Source organism: Bacillus sp. NTK071 (assembly GCF_017303315.1).
Lineage (GTDB): Bacteria > Bacillota > Bacilli > Bacillales > Guptibacillaceae > Guptibacillus.
This window is the reverse complement of record NZ_JAFKOI010000003.1, coordinates 86,172-101,584: the sequence shown is the minus strand read 5'-3', so window position 1 is coordinate 101,584 and position 15,413 is coordinate 86,172. Positions and strand designations below refer to the sequence as shown.

Below are 15,413 nucleotides of genomic sequence, written 5' to 3'. Positions count from 1 at the left end.
TTGAAAAGCAACAATCTTTTAGAAAAGAGCTTTACTAAAAGATTCTTGTTTTTAAAACCTCTTAAAAACCTCACTTAATAGTTGTCTCCCGTTTACAGCAATAATGTCTAACAAAACAGCCTTCTAAATCGACTAGATCACTTCCTTCATTTTACCGAAATTTCAAAATTACAACAAATTATTCATGGAAAATCAAGCTAAAACCCTTATAATGAAGTTAGAATGTGATCAACAAAGGAGATCGTTATGAAAATAGATACTGCACGCTTTGGAGAAATAGATGTTCATGAAGAACGTCTCATGACGTTCGCAAACGGCATCCCCGGCCTCGAGCACTTTAAAACATACTTTCTATTACCCGCCGACGACAAAGATGAGTCTCCTTTTTACTTTTTACAATCAACAGAAGAGAGAGGACTTTGCTTCTTCCTCGCAGACCCTTTTTCCTTCTATCCAAATTACGAAGTCAACTTGGACGACGGCACATTGAATCAGCTTGAACTCAACGATCCCGAGCATGCGCTCGTGCTATCGATTCTAACTGTTCAAGGCTCATTACAAGAAGCAACGATGAACTTAAAAGCACCGCTTATTTTTAATACAGTTGCTAGAACCGGAAAGCAGATGGTCCTGAAACAGGAATACGGCATTAAAGAACCTTTGCTGAAGCAAGTGACGGCGCAGGAGGGTGAGTAAATGCTAGTACTTGGACGGAAAAAAGGCGAATCAATCGTCATAAACGATGAAATTGAGCTTAAGATTATTAGCATTGATGGCGACACGGTAAAGATCGGTGTTGAAGCGCCTAAAAATATTGCGATTCACCGTAAAGAGGTCTATGAAGCGATTCAGTCAGAGAATAAACTTGCGGCGATGCAGGAGTTTAGTATGGAAGATTTGAAGGAGTTTCGGAAGAAGACGAGTTCGTAGTGATTAACACATTTAAATAATTTTCTTAGAATTGAACCGCTATCAGGAAATGATAGAGTTCTTTTTAATTAATTTAAATTTCTTACTAATTTTCCAAATAAACTATTAAACGTTTAAAATCACCTGCCGATAATAGGAGTGTTAGGAAGTCCAAACGGATGTGGACTTTCTTGATAAAACATTACACGGAGGTAGATTAAGAATGATTATTAATCATAATATTGGAGCGATGAATACGTACCGTCAGATGAATGTAAACCAAAATGCAGCGAGTAGTTCAATGGAGAAGTTGTCATCTGGACTTCGTATCAATAAAGCAGCTGATGATGCAGCTGGTTTATCAATTTCTGAGAAAATGCGTGGGCAGATTCGTGGATTAGACCAAGCAAGCCGAAATGCTCAGGATGGTATTTCACTAATTCAGACAGCTGAAGGGGCTTTAAGTGAAACTCACGACATTCTTCAACGTATGCGTGAACTAACAGTCCAAGCAGGGAATGGTACCAACCAATCTGAAGACTTAGAAAAAATACAGCAAGAGATCTCTCAGTTAAGCAAGGAAATGACTAGTATAGGTGAAAAAACACAATTTAATGGAAAAAACCTTTTAGATGGTACCCTCGGCGCTACTACTTCGAATGAAGGTGCTAGCGTAAATGGTTCAGATGATGCTTTGAAGATATTAGATGTTACTGGAGCATCTATAGCTGATGGTTACCAATTATCATCTACTGATGGAGTCTCAGTTAATGAATTTACACTAACTAGCGCCGATGGCAGCTTATCTCAAACAATTTCTGTAACTGATGTTACTACTATGAATAATGGAGACGTATTAGACTTTGACAAATTAGGAGTTAAGTTTCAACTACGGGATGATGACAAAGCAGGCGTAGACCTAAGTGATCTCTCTGGTGCTGGAGGTCAATTTAATGTAGACAAAAGTGGCATTGACATTCAGACGGGCGCTAACCAGAACCAAAAGTTATCAATTTCTGTAAATAACATGAAAGCAGATCAATTAGGAAGTGACACAATTAAGGTTTCAGACATTGATGTAACTCAGTTTGCAACAAGTCCGTTTGATCAACAACTTGGAGCTATTGATGAAGCCATTTCGCAAGTTTCTGTTGAACGATCAAACCTAGGAGCATTCCAAAACCGTTTAGAACATACAATTAACAACTTGAACACTTCTTCAGAAAACATTTCAGCTTCAGAATCTCGTATCCGTGACGTAGACATGGCGAAAGAAATGATGAACATGACGAAGGAAAACATTAAAGCTCAGGCAGCTCAGGCTATGCTAGCACAAGCTAACCAGGCTCCACAACAAGTGCTTCAACTTCTTCGTTAATCTACTTAATACCTTGAAAGACCTTAGATCTTCTTCTAAGGTCTTTCTTTATAATTAACTCTTTTCTAGAATTCTTGCTTTGAAAAGGTTTTGCAGTAGAGAACCACACTTAGCTGATTGGAGCGGAAGGATGCTCGACTCCTGCGGGACTAGCGGGACAGGTGAGACCCCGCAGGCGCGATGTTCTTGCGCGCCGAGGAGGCTCAGCGCCCGCCCCGCGGAAAGCGAGCATCCTGGAGCGGAAATTAACCACACCATTAGAGCTTTTCTATAAAGGAGTGAGATGTGTTTTGGATATTGCAGCACTTTCAATGGTGTTAAATCAGGCGAAGATTCATCAACAGGTGAATGTTACACTAACGAAAACAGCAATGAATCAAGCACAGGAAAACTCAAATCAATTTGTAAAAATGTTGGAGCAATCGGTTCAGCCTCATCTTGGGAGTCATGTGAACATCAAAGGATAGAACCCATTGTACTCCGTTGACAGGGAGCGAAAACAATGGAAATTTCAAACGTGCCACAAATGGCTTCTGGTAGTGTACCAAAAGCGCTGCAAGCGGATAATCAGATCAAGCAAGAACCTCTCGAGCAAAGTGAGCTACAGGAAGAAGAATTCTCCAAAGAAGCGGTCGTCAATAAAGTAAACGAGCTGAACGACTTCATCCAGCCAACCAACACAAGCATCAAGTTTCAGCTACACGACAAACTAAATGAGTTCTATGTTCAAATCATTGACACAACTACAGAAGAAGTGGTGAAAGAGATTCCTTCGAAGAAATTTCTTGATCGATATGCGGCAACGGCTGAGCTGCTTGGGTTTATGGTGGATGGAAAATATGATTTTCTTGAACTCTCATCCTGAGAGTTCTTTTTTTAGGTCTTTTTACACCTTAAACTCTTTCCCCACCCTGCCGATAGAATGTATAAGAGGAATGAACGGAGGAGATGTTCATGAGAATTTCCGGGTTAGCGACGGGAATGGATATTGATCAGATGGTAAAAGATCTCATGAAAGCGGAGCGAATTCCGCTCGATAAATTGTCTCAACAGAAGCAAGTAGTTGAATGGCAGAAGGAATCGTATCGAGAGCTAAACACCATGATGTCTGAGATGCGGACTGCAGCATCTTCTATGCGCCTGCAGTCCGGATATAACGCCTACAAAGCGGTTTCTTCCAATGCTAGCGCAGTTAAGGCTACGTCAACGTCTTCTTCTGTGCCTGGTTCGTACTCGGTTACAGTGAACGAGCTTGCTCAAAGTGCGAAGTACGTTTCTGGAGCAGCGATTCAGAATGAAGCAGGCACAAATTCGAAAGCAACAGATAAAGTCCTTTTTGCAAAAGATAAAGACACAACCTTTGAGCTCACAAATGCAAAAGGACAGAAGGCAACCATAACGATAACGGCTTCCGATACATTCAAAAGTCTAGCAGAGAAAATCGCCGGCGCAACAGATGATGCGACGGGAGAGACGCTTGGAATGAGAGCGAACTTCGACAATACCACATCGCGCTTTTTCATCTCAACGAAAGCCATGGGTGGAGACGAATCGTTTACGCTATCATCTTTTAGCGATAACGGAGTCGCAAAGAGATTGTTAGGCGGAACAAATAAAGCCACTGCAACGGGTGCGTATGGTTCGGTCTCTTTTGATGGTATCGTCGTTGATAATTTGAAAACGAATGCTACTACAATTAATAATTTGAAGATCGATCTTGTTCAAAAAGGAACGTCTACCGTATCTGTCCAGAGTGACACACAAGCCCCTTTTGCCATGGTGAAAACGTTTGTAGAGAAATACAATGCGTTTGTTGAGAAAACGCAGGGGTTGCTTACTGAGAAACGAAATCGCGACTTTCCACCGTTAACGGATGCTCAGAGAGAAGATTTAACCGAGAAGGAAATTGAGCTCTGGGAGGAAAAGGCGAGAAGCGGTTTATTGCAAAGTGATTCGACAGTTCGAGGAATTGCGAGCAGTTTGCGAAATGCGTGGATGTCTCCTGTAGAAGGCATTCCGGCAGGGGAACTCTCAATGCTTTCGCAAATTGGCATTAATACAGGGAATTATCAAGATGGCGGAAAGCTTTTCATTGATGAAGCGAAGCTAAAAAGCGCTCTTGAAGAGAAGCCTGATGAAGTGATGAATCTTTTTACAAGTGGTAGTAACGGGATTGGTGACCGACTATACGATAGCGTGAACAAAGGCATTGATCAGCTTGGCAAAAAAGCAGGTACGCCGGGGTCACTTATTGATAGTAGTTTTCTCTCAACCCGATTAAAGAATTTAGATGAACAAATGAGAACGTGGGAAGGCAAGCTGGAAACGGTGGAAAACCGCTACTGGAAACAGTTTGGCGCACTTGAGACGGCAATGGACAGAATGAATCAACAAAGCTTATGGGTACAACAAAACTTACTTGGTGGGATGTAAAGATGAAAAGAATCGATGCACTGCATCAGATGCACGTTATTACAAATCAGATCGCAATGTCGCTTGAAGGGTTAAAGCCTTCAATGGATGACAATGAGCAAAGTGACCTTGATGGGATTAATCACATTATTAGTCGTCGTGAAGAGACGATTAAGCTTCTAGATGAGGCGTTGAGAGAAGAAGGAAACGACTGGTCAACAGATGAGCAGCATTTGCTTGAGCAGTTGAGTGGGCTTGAGGAGACGATTCAACCTAAGCTTTCTGAGCTATATGCAGCCTTTTCTGATCAGATGAGACGCCTACAACAAGGGAAAGCAGTTGCAGGGAAGTATAAGGGACAATCGTACACAGACGGCGCATTTTTCGATCAGCGAAAATAGGAGGCACGTAAGATGGCAATGAAAAATCCTTATCAAACGTATCAGCAGAATGCAGTCACAACCTCTTCACCGCAGGAATTAACCTTAATGCTTTATAACGGATGCATTAAATTTATCCGTCTTTCTGCAATGGCCATGGAGAAGAAGAACATCGAAGCGAAGAACACGAACATCATTAAAGCACAGAACATTCTTCAGGAGCTTCGTGGCTCTCTAAATATGGAAATCGAACTTTCAGAGTCGATGGACTCACTTTATGAATACATGATTTCACAGTTAGTTTCAGCGAATATCACCAATGATCCGAGCAAGCTGAAAGAAGTAGAAGAATTAGCTGAGGAATTCCGCAATACGTGGAAAACAGCAATGGAACAGATGAAATAAAGGGACACAAAGAGGGTGAATGCAATGGAAAAAACATCTCTGCTTGGCGTACTGCTTGGCTTCTTCGTCCTCATTGGTGGATTAATTCTTAAAGGAGCAAATCCGGCAGCATTATTAAATCCCGCTGCACTCGTTATTATTTTCGTAGGAACAGCAGCGGCGCTATTAATTGCATTTCCGTTTAATGAAATCAAGAAATTTCCAGTTCTGCTGAAAATTCTTTTCACTAATCAAACCCTTCTCACTGAGAAAGAATTGATTCCACTGTTTCGTGAATGGGCAACTGTTGCTCGTCGGGAAGGATTACTTTCGCTAGAGAACAGCCTAGAGAAGATTGATGATCCGTTTCTAAAAGGTGGGTTTCAAATGGTGATTGATGGTCATTCTCATGAAGTTATCGAGGAAATTCTTGTAGAAGATATTGAAGCAATGAAAGATCGTCACAAGGCAGGTGCAGGAATTTTTACACAAGCTGGTACGTATGCGCCAACGCTTGGTGTACTTGGAGCAGTTGTTGGTCTAGTTGCAGCACTTAGTCACCTTGGTGATATGGAGTTGCTAGGTAAATCAATCGCGGCGGCTTTTATTGCAACGCTATTTGGGATTTTCACTGGATACGTTCTCTGGCATCCTTTTGCGAATAAGCTGAAGCGGAAATCAAGTGCTGAAGCGCGCATTAAGATGATTATGCTTGAAGGTCTTCTTGCTGTGCAGTCTGGTGCATCGCCAAGAATGGTTGAAGACAAGCTACTCGTCTATCTGCCAAGTAAAGAGCGTAATCTTGATGAAGTAGACTCGAATCAGACGGTTGGCGAAGGGGTAGGGGCTGATGCGTAAGAAGAGGCACGAGGAGCATGAAGAGCACGTTGATGAAAGCTGGCTCATTCCTTATGCGGATATGCTTACGCTTCTTCTTGCACTGTTCATCGTATTGTTTGCGGCAAGTACCGTTGATGTGAAAAAGTACGAAGCGATTACGAAATCGTTTGAAGAAGTATTGAATGGCGGAACAGGAATACTTGAAAGCGAGCCATCTACCATGCAGCCTCAAGACGGATCATTTGTTGGACTAGCTGACGATCCTGAAGAGGAGAAGGAAGAAGAAGAGAAGGACGTTGAAGAGGAAGAGTCCGAAGAAGAGCTAGCGGAAGATCTAAATAAGCTTGAGAAGCTGAAAGAACGGATTGATTCGTATATTTCAGAGCAGGATCTAGATGCTTTCCTACAGACGAAATTAACGGAAGAGGGTCTTCTGATTACCATTAAAGAAGCGGCGCTGTTCAGGAGTGGGAAAGCGAATTTAACAGGTGACGCGAAGGAACTTGCGAAAGAAATTTCCTCGCTTCTTGTTACAGATCCACCGCGTCGGATTACGGTAACGGGTCATACAGACAATCGTCCGATTAAGACGTCCCAATACCAATCAAACTGGCATTTAAGCTCAGAGCGCGCGCTGAATTTCATGACAGAACTTTTGGAGAATAAGAACTTAAAGCCTCAGCTGTTTAGCTTTACGGGTTATGGTGAATATCGACCGGTTGACACGAATAAGACCGATGCAGGCAGAGCGAAGAACCGTCGAGTAGAAGTGCTGATCCTCCCGTACAACGTTGAGAATTAAGATGATGAGGTGGAAACAATGAAGCAAATTTTGATTATCCTTCTGGCTGCAATTGGGATTGTTGGAGCTTGCGGGGTGGCGGCTGTATTCTTTCTCGATATCAATTTAAAAGAAGTGATTGCACAGGAAGAGAAAGAACCGACGGCAGAAGAACTAGCTGCAAGAAGCTATAGCATGGAGTCGCTTACGACAAATTTATCGTCTGAACATTATGCTGTCGTTCAGTTGAATTTACTTGCAGATAGTGAGAAGAGCTATAAAGAGCTTGAAGTTCGTACACCAGAGCTAAAAGCAATCGTAATCTCAACACTTGCTGGCTTATCCCGTGACGATTTGAAAGGATCAGAAGGCCTTTCGAAGTTTGCTGATACCATTCAAGCAGAAGCAAACAAGGTTTTACACGATGGTCAAGTCGAACGAGTATTGATTACAGACTTTAAAATCCAGTAAACGGTTAACTTTTTCAAAAAAATTCCGATAATAACGGTAGAATGCTCAAATTCGGGTACGAATAATAGAATAGGAGTAGATTTATAATTTATCGGAGAGAGGTGACCGGCTATGAACGTCAACAAACCGTCAGCACCGCCAATTGTAAACCCTTACCAGAAGCATAACCCTGTTACGAAAGTAGAGCAGGCCAAAAAAGCTCCTCGTGAAGATGAGCTCCAAATCTCTAGCAAAGCGAGAGAACTATACGACATGAAAACAGAACAGGAACGCGAAGCCAAAGTGACTGCTATTAAGAAGCAAATTGAAGAAGGTACGTATCGTGTCGATAGTGAGAAAACAGCCGAGAAGCTGTTTGATAAGTGGTTCTAGGAGGCGGCACGATGGGACAACAGTTATTGACCGTTATGAGTGACATGATTCGCCTGCACGAGAAATTGATTAAGGTGTCAGAGCAGAAGCATACAGCTCTCGTTGAACGAGATATGGAAAGTCTAACGGAAGTAATGAAAAACGAGAAGGATCTTCTGCAGGAGCTACGTGCTAAGGAAGAAATGCGTCAGGAGCTGACCGGTGAGCTTTCTGGCGATAAAGAACAAACGTTAAAAGGAGTGCTCGGGTTACTCAGTCCTCCAGTAAGACGGATGGTCGAAAGCCGTGCGACTGAGTTAAAGAAGCAAGCTGAAACGCTTAAAGCACTTAATGAACAAAATGAAGAGTTGTTAAAGGATGCGATGGCATTTATCCATCATATGATTGGTCATCTAACAACTCCTCGGGAACAATCGATCACTTACGGCAGGCCCAATCAAAAGCCGTCTACAGGTGCAACAAGAGGATATTTTGATACGAAGGCCTGATGCAGTCAGGTAAGGAAAGGGACGTGACGAAATGACATCTACATTTCATGGATTAGAGGTCGGAAAGAGAAGTCTATACACCCAGCAGGCAGCACTCACAACAGCAGGGCACAATATTGCAAATGCCAACACGCCTGGGTACTCGAGGCAACGCGTGAACATGCAGGCAACTTCTCCGATCACGTACCCTTACCAAACGGGAAGTACATCCTCACAGCTTGGAACTGGTGTAAGTGTCCAATCGATTGAACGAATTCGTTCAGAATATCTAGACGGTCAATACCGCGAACGCAATTCAATGTTAGGTTCAGAGTCTATGAAGCTTGAAACAATGCAGCAGATCGAATCATTATCTGGCGAACCAGGTGAAAATGGTATCAGCGCCTCCTTGGATCGCTTCTGGTCAGCTTGGGAAGACCTTGCGTCAAATCCTGATAGCACCGCCGCAAGATCAGTTGTTGTAGGGCGAGCAGAAGAGCTCTTAGATCAGGCGAAATCTTTCAACAAAGGACTTACTAGTCTAAAAGATAGCCTAGAAAAGCAAGAAGTGGCCGTTCAAAATCAAATCGGCTCTATTTCAGCGCAGATTGAAAGTTTAAATAAGCAGATTTCCAAAAATGGAAATGCGAACGATTTAATGGATCGTCGCGATCTACTAAAGGATCAGTTATCTGGACTCGTTAGTACTGCAGATGGTGAAGTAGTGGGCGGGAAGCTGAAAGGAATTCAAGATTCTATTCAATTAACGGAGAATATGAAAAATGATCTTAACGAAATGTTCAAAACGTTAATTTCCGGCAAGGAAGCAACTACAACAGAAGGGAAAGTAACGGGATTGAACGACCTGATGGAGTCTGGCTATTCTCTTATCAGAAATGCCGATGGAACGATGCAGGAGGGCAAGCCGCTTTTCACTTCAGATGGAAATGAACCATTTCTTGAAGGAACGACCATCAACCAAGCAGTGAAAGCGAATCCTTCAACGATTGGAGCTTCGTCAAAAAATGACGCAATTAGCAATGGTGATATTGCTTCAGCCATCAGCGATTTGAGAAATAAAACGTTCACTTTTAAGTTAGCTGGTTCGGACGATTCCATTACAACGAATGTGAATGACTACTACAGCACGCTTGTCACACGTCTTGCTTCAAGTGCTCAGTCTTCGGAACGGACGGTGTCGAATCATGAGTCTGTTCTCCAATCAATTGATAACAACCGCATGTCGGTTAGCGGCGTTTCGCTAGATGAAGAGATGGCAAATCTTGTTCAATTTCAACATGCGTACAATGCAGCAGCGCGCTACATAAGTACAACGGATGAAATCCTCGATGTGATTATTAACCGTATGGGTGTATAGGGAGGAGTAGGGGAATGAGAATTACGCAGCAAATGCTAACAAGTAATATGACAACTCAAATGAACCGAAATCTCTCCAACCTGGAAAATGCAAACCAACAGGTGTCCACAGGGAAACGAATTAACAAACCATCAGATGATCCGATGGGAACGGAGAAATCGTTGAAGCTGTCATCGCAGCTAGCAAGAAATGAACAATTTGAGCGCAATACAAATTACGCGATGTCTTGGATGGATATGACGGAAAAAACATTATCTAGCGTATCAAATGTGTTTCAACGAGCGAACGAGCTTGGTGTTCAAGCTTCAAGCGGAACAAATTCACAGGACGAATTAGAAACGATGGCGAAAGAATTTAAGCAGCTTCGCCAAGAGCTTGAAGGTCTAGCCAACACGAAACTTGATGGTAAATACATCTTCAATGGCCAGAAAACAGATCAGCCGATCGTCATTGAAGCAAACGGTGATCTTACATTTGATAACGGAACAATGAAGCAACGGATTTCACCGTTTAGTGAAGTGAAAATAAACGTAAGTGCGGATGAAGTTTTTGATGGAAATGTGAATTTGTTTAAAGCGCTCGATTCCTTTTCACAAGCCTTAACGAACGGTAACACAGAAGAAATGAACGCGGCGCTCGGTGAAATTGAAAAAGGTTCAGATCAAGTCCTTACGAGCTGGACTGGCATGGGTGCCCGTCAATCGAGAGTCGAAAGCATGAACCAGCGCTTGAAAGATGAAAACATTTCAGTTCAATCGTTTCTTTCAAAGAATGAAGATATTGATCTCGCAGAAGCGATCATGAAATTGAAATCAGAAGAGAACGTCTATCAGGCGACACTTGCATCAAGCGCAAAAATCATCCAGCCCTCACTATTAGATTTTCTAAGATAACAAAGAACACCTCGCCGGCGGCGAGGTGTTTTGTGCATTTCTATGATTTTATCGTTTAATGGTATTCGCTAGCCCCATCATCTCATCTGCCATTTTGATAGCCTGACTCTGAAATTGAAGCAAACGCTGCGTTGAAATCATATCAGTCGTTTCTTTTGTAAGATCGACGTTCGACATCTCAAGAAACCCTTGCCTCGTTTTAAACTCTTCGCTTGGCACAACCACTGCATTTCCATCTGCCGCATTTAGAGAGAATTCATTACCGCCTTCATTAACGAGAGATTGAGGACGGTTAATTTTTGCCACGCTTAGTTGGAACGTTTGACCGTTCTCAGCCTGAATTCCCCCTTCATTAGAAATCGTCAGTTTTCCAGGATTATTTGCAAAGGTGATTTCATTACCGTTCACATCTAGAACTGGACTTCCACTACTCGTAACGAGGGTCATTGCACCGTTTTCATTTTGAAATTCGAACGATCCGTCTCTCGTGTAGTGAACCTCATCACCGTTTTGTACACGAAAATAAACGTTATCTCCTTCAAGCATCACATCAAGCTCTTGACCAGTTTCCTGTGCAGAGCCTTGTTCGAAACGAAGTGTTGTTAACCCAACCTTTGAGCCAAACCCAACCCTTAAGTTCTCGGGTGTTTGCCTGCCTGGTTCATTTGCTTCACCGGTTTGGTTCTCATACTCACGAGTTAATAGGTTTTGAAAAGTTGCTTCTCGACTTTTGTAACCTGCCGTGTTCACATTCGCAATATTATTTGCGATTGTATCCATTTTCTTTTGTGTCTGACTTAGTGAAGAGGACGCTGTTGCCATCTGGATATTCACTCGTATCCCTCCTAGTAAACTCGACCAATGTCATTAACCGCTTTATCGATGCTTTGATCATACGTTTGAAGAACTTTCTGATTGGCTTCATATAAGCGATACGTATTAAGCATATCCGTCATCGTTGTCGTCATGTCCACATTCGATCCTTCTAGGAATCCTTGCTTAACAGCGTATTGGTTGAATTCGGTTGCTTGTACACTCTGCGGCGCTGCATTTTCATCCCCCGACCATGCGAATACACCGTTTCCTTGCTGTGTTAACTGTTCAGGGTTGCCTGTATAACCAACCCACAAGTTCTGTTCATTTCCATTCTCTTCAGTAATTGTTCCATCTTCTATTGTGAAAGATTCACTCGTGAGTTGGATCGGTTGTAGTTGTTCGTTTACAACACGATAACCTTCACTAGTTGTAAGATACCCAGCCTCATCAACTGAAAAATTTCCATTTCTCGTGTAGCGAATCGAGTTATCGTCAAGCTGAACCCCGAATAAAAGCAGTCCTTTTTTACCCGTTTCCTCATCAATTGGGAGTCCTTCATCAACAAGTGCAAGATCCGTTAACTTCCCTGTTTCCTTTAAAGAGCCACTCGTAAAGCTCGGAATACCTTCCTGTGTATACACACCAGTTTGTAGCGTGCCGACCGATGAGTTTGCCTGAGATGCGTTTGTATTACGCTCTTTCAATAAGTATTCAGGAAATGAACGCAATGTTGCGACATCTTGCTTAAAGCCTGGCGTTTCTGCGTTGGATAGGTTGTTTGTGAGGTATTGTTGCTTTCGTTCACTTGCCATCATGCCGGAAGTAGCGGTATACAAACCTTTAAACATTGACTCGCTCCTAACGTAGTACTATGGAACGTACTTTTAGTTTATTACTCCCATTATAACGTTGAATATTGGAAAAAATAAGTGAAAAAAGTAGTTTATTAGGTTAAAACTCTCATTTACTATTATTTTTGACAATGCTATGCTAGCAATAACGAAAATATTGTCGAAAGAGTATGTATTTACCCATAAAACCATTTATTTGAAATGGTTACATATTTTTACGAGGAGTGTGAAAAGCTTCGTGAACGTTTTTAATTCGATTAAACCGCTTGAACAAGCGCTGAACGCTTCGATGGTGCAACAGCGTACCATCACGTCTAACATATCGAATGTCGACACCCCTAATTACAAACGTCAAACCGTTTCATTTCAAGATAACCTGCAGGAAGCGATGAATAAGAACTTCCAAAGCTACAAATCAAACCCCAAACATGTACCTTTTAGTAACGAGACGAATGCAACGAAACCGGTTGTGAGAACAGATCACAATACATTGAACAATTCGAATGGAAATAACGTTGACATGGATGTTGAAATGGCAGAACTCGCCAAAAACCAGCTATTGTATAACGCAATGATTGAGAAAACAAACAGCCAGTTCCGTGACTTGCAAACGGCTATTAGAGGGAGCTAATTGAAATGAATTTATTTAATGGATTCAATACAAGTGCTTCAGCGCTAACGGCAAATCGCCTTAGAATGGATGTTGTATCATCTAATATTGCCAATGCAGAAACAACTCGTTCTGAATTAGTGGACGGGGAATGGCAGCCTTACAAAAGAAAAGTCGTGGAGCTTCAAAAGCATTCATTTGAAAGACAGTTACAGTCTGCTATGGGGAAGGGTAATGCAGCTTCTTTAGGCGTGAAAGTAGCGACGATTAAAGAAGATCAAGCTCCAACTAAACTTGTCTATAATCCAACACACCCTGATGCGAATGAAGATGGGTATGTTGAAATGCCGAACGTGGATATGGTGAAGGAAATGGTTGATATGATGTCAGCTTCTCGCTCCTATGAAGCAAACGTTACGGCACTTAACGCGACAAAAAGTATGTATATGAAAGCGTTAGAATTAGGAAAGTGATGAGCTTAGGAGGGTAATATGAACTCGATTAGTGCACTGCAGCAACTACCAGCTCTGCAGCAACAAAAACCAACTGTTTCTTCAGGTGAAGCGACGTCTGATTTTGGTCAGATGCTACAAGATGCGATTAAACAGGTGAATACGAATCAAGTACAGTCTGAACAAATGACGAATAAACTCGTCACCGGTGAAGTTCAGGATGTTCACGAAGTGATGCTTGCAGCTCAAAAAGCCTCACTGTCCCTTAACTTAACTGTAGAAGTAAGGAATAAAGTGATTGAGTCATATCAAGAAATCATGCGTATGCAAATGTAGTATGTCAGGGATGAATAATAGATGAACCAACAACTACTTAATTTCAAAAGTCGCTGGGTAGAAACCTGGGGAAGCTATTCAAAGAAAACGAAGTGGCTCATTGGAGGCACATTTCTCTTTACCCTTCTTTTGCTTCTATTCCTTGTTTTCTGGATGTCTAAACCAAATTTAACACCAATATATTCGAATTTGACACCAACTGAAGCTGGTGAAATTAAGGGTGCAATTGAACAGAAGGGCATCCCTGTAGAAGTGTCATCCGATGGGACAACCATTAGTGTACCGAAAGATCAGGCATCTGATTTGAAAGTAAGTCTTGCAGCTGAAGGAATTCCAAAAAGCGGTAATGTTAATTACAGCATTTTCAGTGAGAACATGGGGATGGGGATGACGGATCGCCAGTTTGATGTTGTTGAACGGGATGCGATGCAAAATGAACTCAGCTATTTAATTGAGCAAATCGCTGGCATTAATGAATCGAAAGTGATGATTACTCTCCCGGCTGAAAGTGTCTGGTTAGATGAAGAAGGCGACGTTGCGTCGGCTTCTGTTGTCGTAACAAGAGATGCTGGGGCTCAGCTTGATCAGGGACAAATAACGGGACTCTATCATCTCATTAGTAAAAGTGTACCCAATCTACCAGTCGAAAACATTGTCATAATGGATCAGAATGGAACAGCGTTTGACTATGGCGAGAATCAAGTTGACACAACGCTGTCTGCTTATCAACAGCAGCAGGATATTCGTAAAGACATAGAAAAAGACCTGCAACAGGAACTGCAGCAAATGCTTGGAATGATTCTAGGTCAGGATAAAGTTGTTGTGTCTGTCGTTTCTAGTGTTGATTTCACAAAAGAGAAACGAACGGAAGATTTAGTTGAACCCGTAGATGAAGAGACGGGAGAAGGAATCGATATCAGCGTTGAAAAGATAAGAGAATCGTATTCAGGAGATCCGAATGCCGCTGAAAGCGGAACAGGAACAGATGAAGGCGAAATTCCTAACTATAACGCAGATGATCCGAATGCACAGGGCGACGGTTCTTACGAGAAAGTAGAAGACCGTATCAATCGTGAAGTGAATCGGATTCATAAAGAGATCGAAGAAAGTCCGTATGTAATCGATGACATTACGATTAATGTTGGTGTAGAGCCACCTGTGGCTGACGATGCCACAACCTTAACAGCAGCATCTATAGAAGATATTCGCACTGTGCTCAAGAATGTTGTCCGTACGTCATTAGGTGGAAGTGATGTGCCACTTGATGACCCAGCATTAGAAGAGCGAATTTCTGTATTCGCAAATGAATTTAAGGGACGTCCAGGTTATGTCGAACCTCAAGCTGGATTCTTCCAAACGATGACCGACTCAGTGCCAGCATGGGTGATGTATGCAGTTGGTGGCGGTGTTGGAATACTCCTTATCGGCGGTATGATGATGCTGTTCCGTAGACGTGGAAGAAAAGAAGAGGAAGACGACTTTATGGAGTTCGAGCAATCCTACAGCGCACCCTCTCCTACTGCAACACCTGAAGACCACTACTTACCGCGGGAAGAACGTGAAGTGGATATGACGCCTGAGTTGCTAATTGGGAAAGAAGAAATTGAGAGTCTAGCAAAAAATGATCCAGAAGAATTTGTGAAACTACTACGACTATGGATGAACGAAGAATAGGAGGAGTTG

21 protein-coding genes are annotated in these 15,413 nt (G+C 42.3%); 19 read left to right on the top strand and 2 right to left on the bottom strand.

Annotation, left to right across the window (positions count from 1 at the left end; all coding sequences use genetic code 11):
- Window positions 1-246: 246 nt before the first annotated feature.
- From fliW to flgL, 15 genes are all read left to right on the top strand, one after another.
- Window positions 247-696 carry a flagellar assembly protein FliW gene (gene fliW, locus JI666_RS08210; RefSeq protein WP_206890637.1) on the top strand — a complete coding sequence of 150 codons (450 nt, stop codon included), beginning with the start codon at window positions 247-249 and terminating at the stop codon, window positions 694-696.
- Window positions 697-930, top strand: coding sequence for a carbon storage regulator CsrA (gene csrA, locus JI666_RS08205; RefSeq protein ID WP_206890636.1), 234 nt, complete (start codon window positions 697-699; stop codon window positions 928-930).
- 202 nt (window positions 931-1,132) lie between these two features.
- Entirely contained in the window at window positions 1,133-2,287 is a 1,155-nt protein-coding gene (locus JI666_RS08200; protein ID WP_206890635.1) for a flagellin N-terminal helical domain-containing protein, read from the top strand.
- Window positions 2,288-2,577: 290 nt separating this feature from the next.
- Window positions 2,578-2,754 carry a YjfB family protein gene (locus JI666_RS08195; RefSeq protein WP_206890633.1) on the top strand — a complete coding sequence of 59 codons (177 nt, stop codon included), beginning with the start codon at window positions 2,578-2,580 and terminating at the stop codon, window positions 2,752-2,754.
- A 35-nt stretch (window positions 2,755-2,789) separates the two neighbouring features.
- On the top strand, window positions 2,790-3,152 hold the full coding sequence (gene flaG, locus JI666_RS08190; protein WP_206890632.1) for a flagellar protein FlaG: 363 nt from the start codon (window positions 2,790-2,792) through the stop codon (window positions 3,150-3,152).
- Window positions 3,153-3,241: 89 nt separating this feature from the next.
- Window positions 3,242-4,720, top strand: coding sequence for a flagellar filament capping protein FliD (gene fliD, locus JI666_RS08185; protein WP_206890630.1), 1,479 nt, complete (start codon window positions 3,242-3,244; stop codon window positions 4,718-4,720).
- Window positions 4,721-4,722: 2 nt separating this feature from the next.
- The gene (gene fliT / locus JI666_RS08180) at window positions 4,723-5,100 is read left to right on the top strand and encodes a flagellar protein FliT (RefSeq protein ID WP_206890620.1); all 378 of its coding nucleotides are present in this window, start codon (window positions 4,723-4,725) and stop codon (window positions 5,098-5,100) included.
- 12 nt (window positions 5,101-5,112) lie between these two features.
- On the top strand, window positions 5,113-5,484 hold the full coding sequence (fliS, locus tag JI666_RS08175; RefSeq protein ID WP_206890618.1) for a flagellar export chaperone FliS: 372 nt from the start codon (window positions 5,113-5,115) through the stop codon (window positions 5,482-5,484).
- Window positions 5,485-5,508: 24 nt separating this feature from the next.
- Window positions 5,509-6,321: a flagellar motor stator protein MotA gene (gene motA, locus JI666_RS08170; protein WP_206890616.1), complete on the top strand. Its 813-nt coding sequence runs from the start codon at window positions 5,509-5,511 to the stop codon at window positions 6,319-6,321.
- Complete coding sequence (gene motB, locus JI666_RS08165) at window positions 6,311-7,105, top strand: flagellar motor protein MotB (protein ID WP_206890991.1); 795 nt, start codon at window positions 6,311-6,313, stop codon at window positions 7,103-7,105. Before motA ends, motB begins: the two co-directional genes overlap by 11 nt.
- 18 nt (window positions 7,106-7,123) lie before the next feature.
- Window positions 7,124-7,555: a flagellar basal body-associated FliL family protein gene (locus tag JI666_RS08160; protein ID WP_206890615.1), complete on the top strand. Its 432-nt coding sequence runs from the start codon at window positions 7,124-7,126 to the stop codon at window positions 7,553-7,555.
- Between the two features lie 111 nt (window positions 7,556-7,666).
- A complete protein-coding gene (gene flgM, locus JI666_RS08155; protein ID WP_206890612.1) occupies window positions 7,667-7,927 on the top strand; it encodes a flagellar biosynthesis anti-sigma factor FlgM in 261 nt (86 codons plus the stop codon).
- Window positions 7,928-7,938: 11 nt separating this feature from the next.
- Window positions 7,939-8,415 (top strand): flagellar protein FlgN, encoded by a 477-nt coding sequence (flgN, locus tag JI666_RS08150; protein ID WP_206890609.1) that lies wholly within the window; start codon window positions 7,939-7,941, stop codon window positions 8,413-8,415.
- Between the two features lie 31 nt (window positions 8,416-8,446).
- Window positions 8,447-9,772, top strand: coding sequence for a flagellar hook-associated protein FlgK (gene flgK, locus JI666_RS08145; protein WP_206890607.1), 1,326 nt, complete (start codon window positions 8,447-8,449; stop codon window positions 9,770-9,772).
- 14 nt (window positions 9,773-9,786) lie between these two features.
- The gene (flgL, locus tag JI666_RS08140; RefSeq protein ID WP_206890606.1) at window positions 9,787-10,665 is read left to right on the top strand and encodes a flagellar hook-associated protein FlgL; all 879 of its coding nucleotides are present in this window, start codon (window positions 9,787-9,789) and stop codon (window positions 10,663-10,665) included.
- Between the two features lie 48 nt (window positions 10,666-10,713).
- On the opposite strand, the gene JI666_RS08135 is transcribed toward flgL, so the two are convergent.
- Both JI666_RS08135 and JI666_RS08130 read right to left on the bottom strand, forming a co-directional pair.
- Entirely contained in the window at window positions 10,714-11,499 is a 786-nt protein-coding gene (locus JI666_RS08135) for a flagellar hook-basal body protein (protein ID WP_206890603.1), read from the bottom strand.
- A gap of 11 nt (window positions 11,500-11,510) precedes the next feature.
- The gene (locus JI666_RS08130) at window positions 11,511-12,329 is read right to left on the bottom strand and encodes a flagellar hook-basal body protein (RefSeq protein ID WP_206890601.1); all 819 of its coding nucleotides are present in this window, start codon (window positions 12,327-12,329) and stop codon (window positions 11,511-11,513) included.
- Between the two features lie 241 nt (window positions 12,330-12,570).
- Between JI666_RS08130 and flgB the strand changes: the two genes are divergently transcribed.
- Genes flgB through fliF form a run of 4 tightly spaced genes read left to right on the top strand, consistent with a single transcriptional unit; the run spans window position 12,571 to window position 15,404 of the window.
- Window positions 12,571-12,963 carry a flagellar basal body rod protein FlgB gene (flgB, locus tag JI666_RS08125; protein ID WP_206890597.1) on the top strand — a complete coding sequence of 131 codons (393 nt, stop codon included), beginning with the start codon at window positions 12,571-12,573 and terminating at the stop codon, window positions 12,961-12,963.
- Window positions 12,964-12,968: 5 nt separating this feature from the next.
- Entirely contained in the window at window positions 12,969-13,415 is a 447-nt protein-coding gene (gene flgC, locus JI666_RS08120; RefSeq protein ID WP_206890596.1) for a flagellar basal body rod protein FlgC, read from the top strand.
- A gap of 18 nt (window positions 13,416-13,433) precedes the next feature.
- Window positions 13,434-13,730, top strand: a complete 297-nt coding sequence (gene fliE / locus JI666_RS08115; RefSeq protein ID WP_206890595.1) for a flagellar hook-basal body complex protein FliE — start codon at window positions 13,434-13,436, stop codon at window positions 13,728-13,730.
- 21 nt (window positions 13,731-13,751) lie between these two features.
- Window positions 13,752-15,404: a flagellar basal-body MS-ring/collar protein FliF gene (gene fliF / locus JI666_RS08110; RefSeq protein WP_206890594.1), complete on the top strand. Its 1,653-nt coding sequence runs from the start codon at window positions 13,752-13,754 to the stop codon at window positions 15,402-15,404.
- Window positions 15,405-15,413: the final 9 nt, after the last annotated feature.

Excerpts from the sequence above, each read along its gene's own strand:
- fliW (WP_206890637.1), top strand. The coding sequence starts at position 247 with ATGAAAATAGATACTGCACGCTTTGGAGAAATAGATGTTCATGAAGAA.
- csrA (WP_206890636.1), top strand. The coding sequence starts at position 697 with ATGCTAGTACTTGGACGGAAAAAAGGCGAATCAATCGTCATAAACGAT.
- JI666_RS08200 (WP_206890635.1), top strand. The coding sequence starts at position 1,133 with ATGATTATTAATCATAATATTGGAGCGATGAATACGTACCGTCAGATG.
- flaG (WP_206890632.1), top strand. The coding sequence starts at position 2,790 with ATGGAAATTTCAAACGTGCCACAAATGGCTTCTGGTAGTGTACCAAAA.
- fliD (WP_206890630.1), top strand. The coding sequence starts at position 3,242 with ATGAGAATTTCCGGGTTAGCGACGGGAATGGATATTGATCAGATGGTA.
- fliT (WP_206890620.1), top strand. The coding sequence starts at position 4,723 with ATGAAAAGAATCGATGCACTGCATCAGATGCACGTTATTACAAATCAG.
- fliS (WP_206890618.1), top strand. The coding sequence starts at position 5,113 with ATGGCAATGAAAAATCCTTATCAAACGTATCAGCAGAATGCAGTCACA.
- motA (WP_206890616.1), top strand. The coding sequence starts at position 5,509 with ATGGAAAAAACATCTCTGCTTGGCGTACTGCTTGGCTTCTTCGTCCTC.
- JI666_RS08160 (WP_206890615.1), top strand. The coding sequence starts at position 7,124 with ATGAAGCAAATTTTGATTATCCTTCTGGCTGCAATTGGGATTGTTGGA.
- flgM (WP_206890612.1), top strand. The coding sequence starts at position 7,667 with ATGAACGTCAACAAACCGTCAGCACCGCCAATTGTAAACCCTTACCAG.
- flgN (WP_206890609.1), top strand. The coding sequence starts at position 7,939 with ATGGGACAACAGTTATTGACCGTTATGAGTGACATGATTCGCCTGCAC.
- flgK (WP_206890607.1), top strand. The coding sequence starts at position 8,447 with ATGACATCTACATTTCATGGATTAGAGGTCGGAAAGAGAAGTCTATAC.
- flgL (WP_206890606.1), top strand. The coding sequence starts at position 9,787 with ATGAGAATTACGCAGCAAATGCTAACAAGTAATATGACAACTCAAATG.
- JI666_RS08130 (WP_206890601.1), bottom strand. The coding sequence starts at position 12,329 with ATGTTTAAAGGTTTGTATACCGCTACTTCCGGCATGATGGCAAGTGAA.
- flgC (WP_206890596.1), top strand. The coding sequence starts at position 12,969 with ATGAATTTATTTAATGGATTCAATACAAGTGCTTCAGCGCTAACGGCA.
- fliE (WP_206890595.1), top strand. The coding sequence starts at position 13,434 with ATGAACTCGATTAGTGCACTGCAGCAACTACCAGCTCTGCAGCAACAA.
- fliF (WP_206890594.1), top strand. The coding sequence starts at position 13,752 with ATGAACCAACAACTACTTAATTTCAAAAGTCGCTGGGTAGAAACCTGG.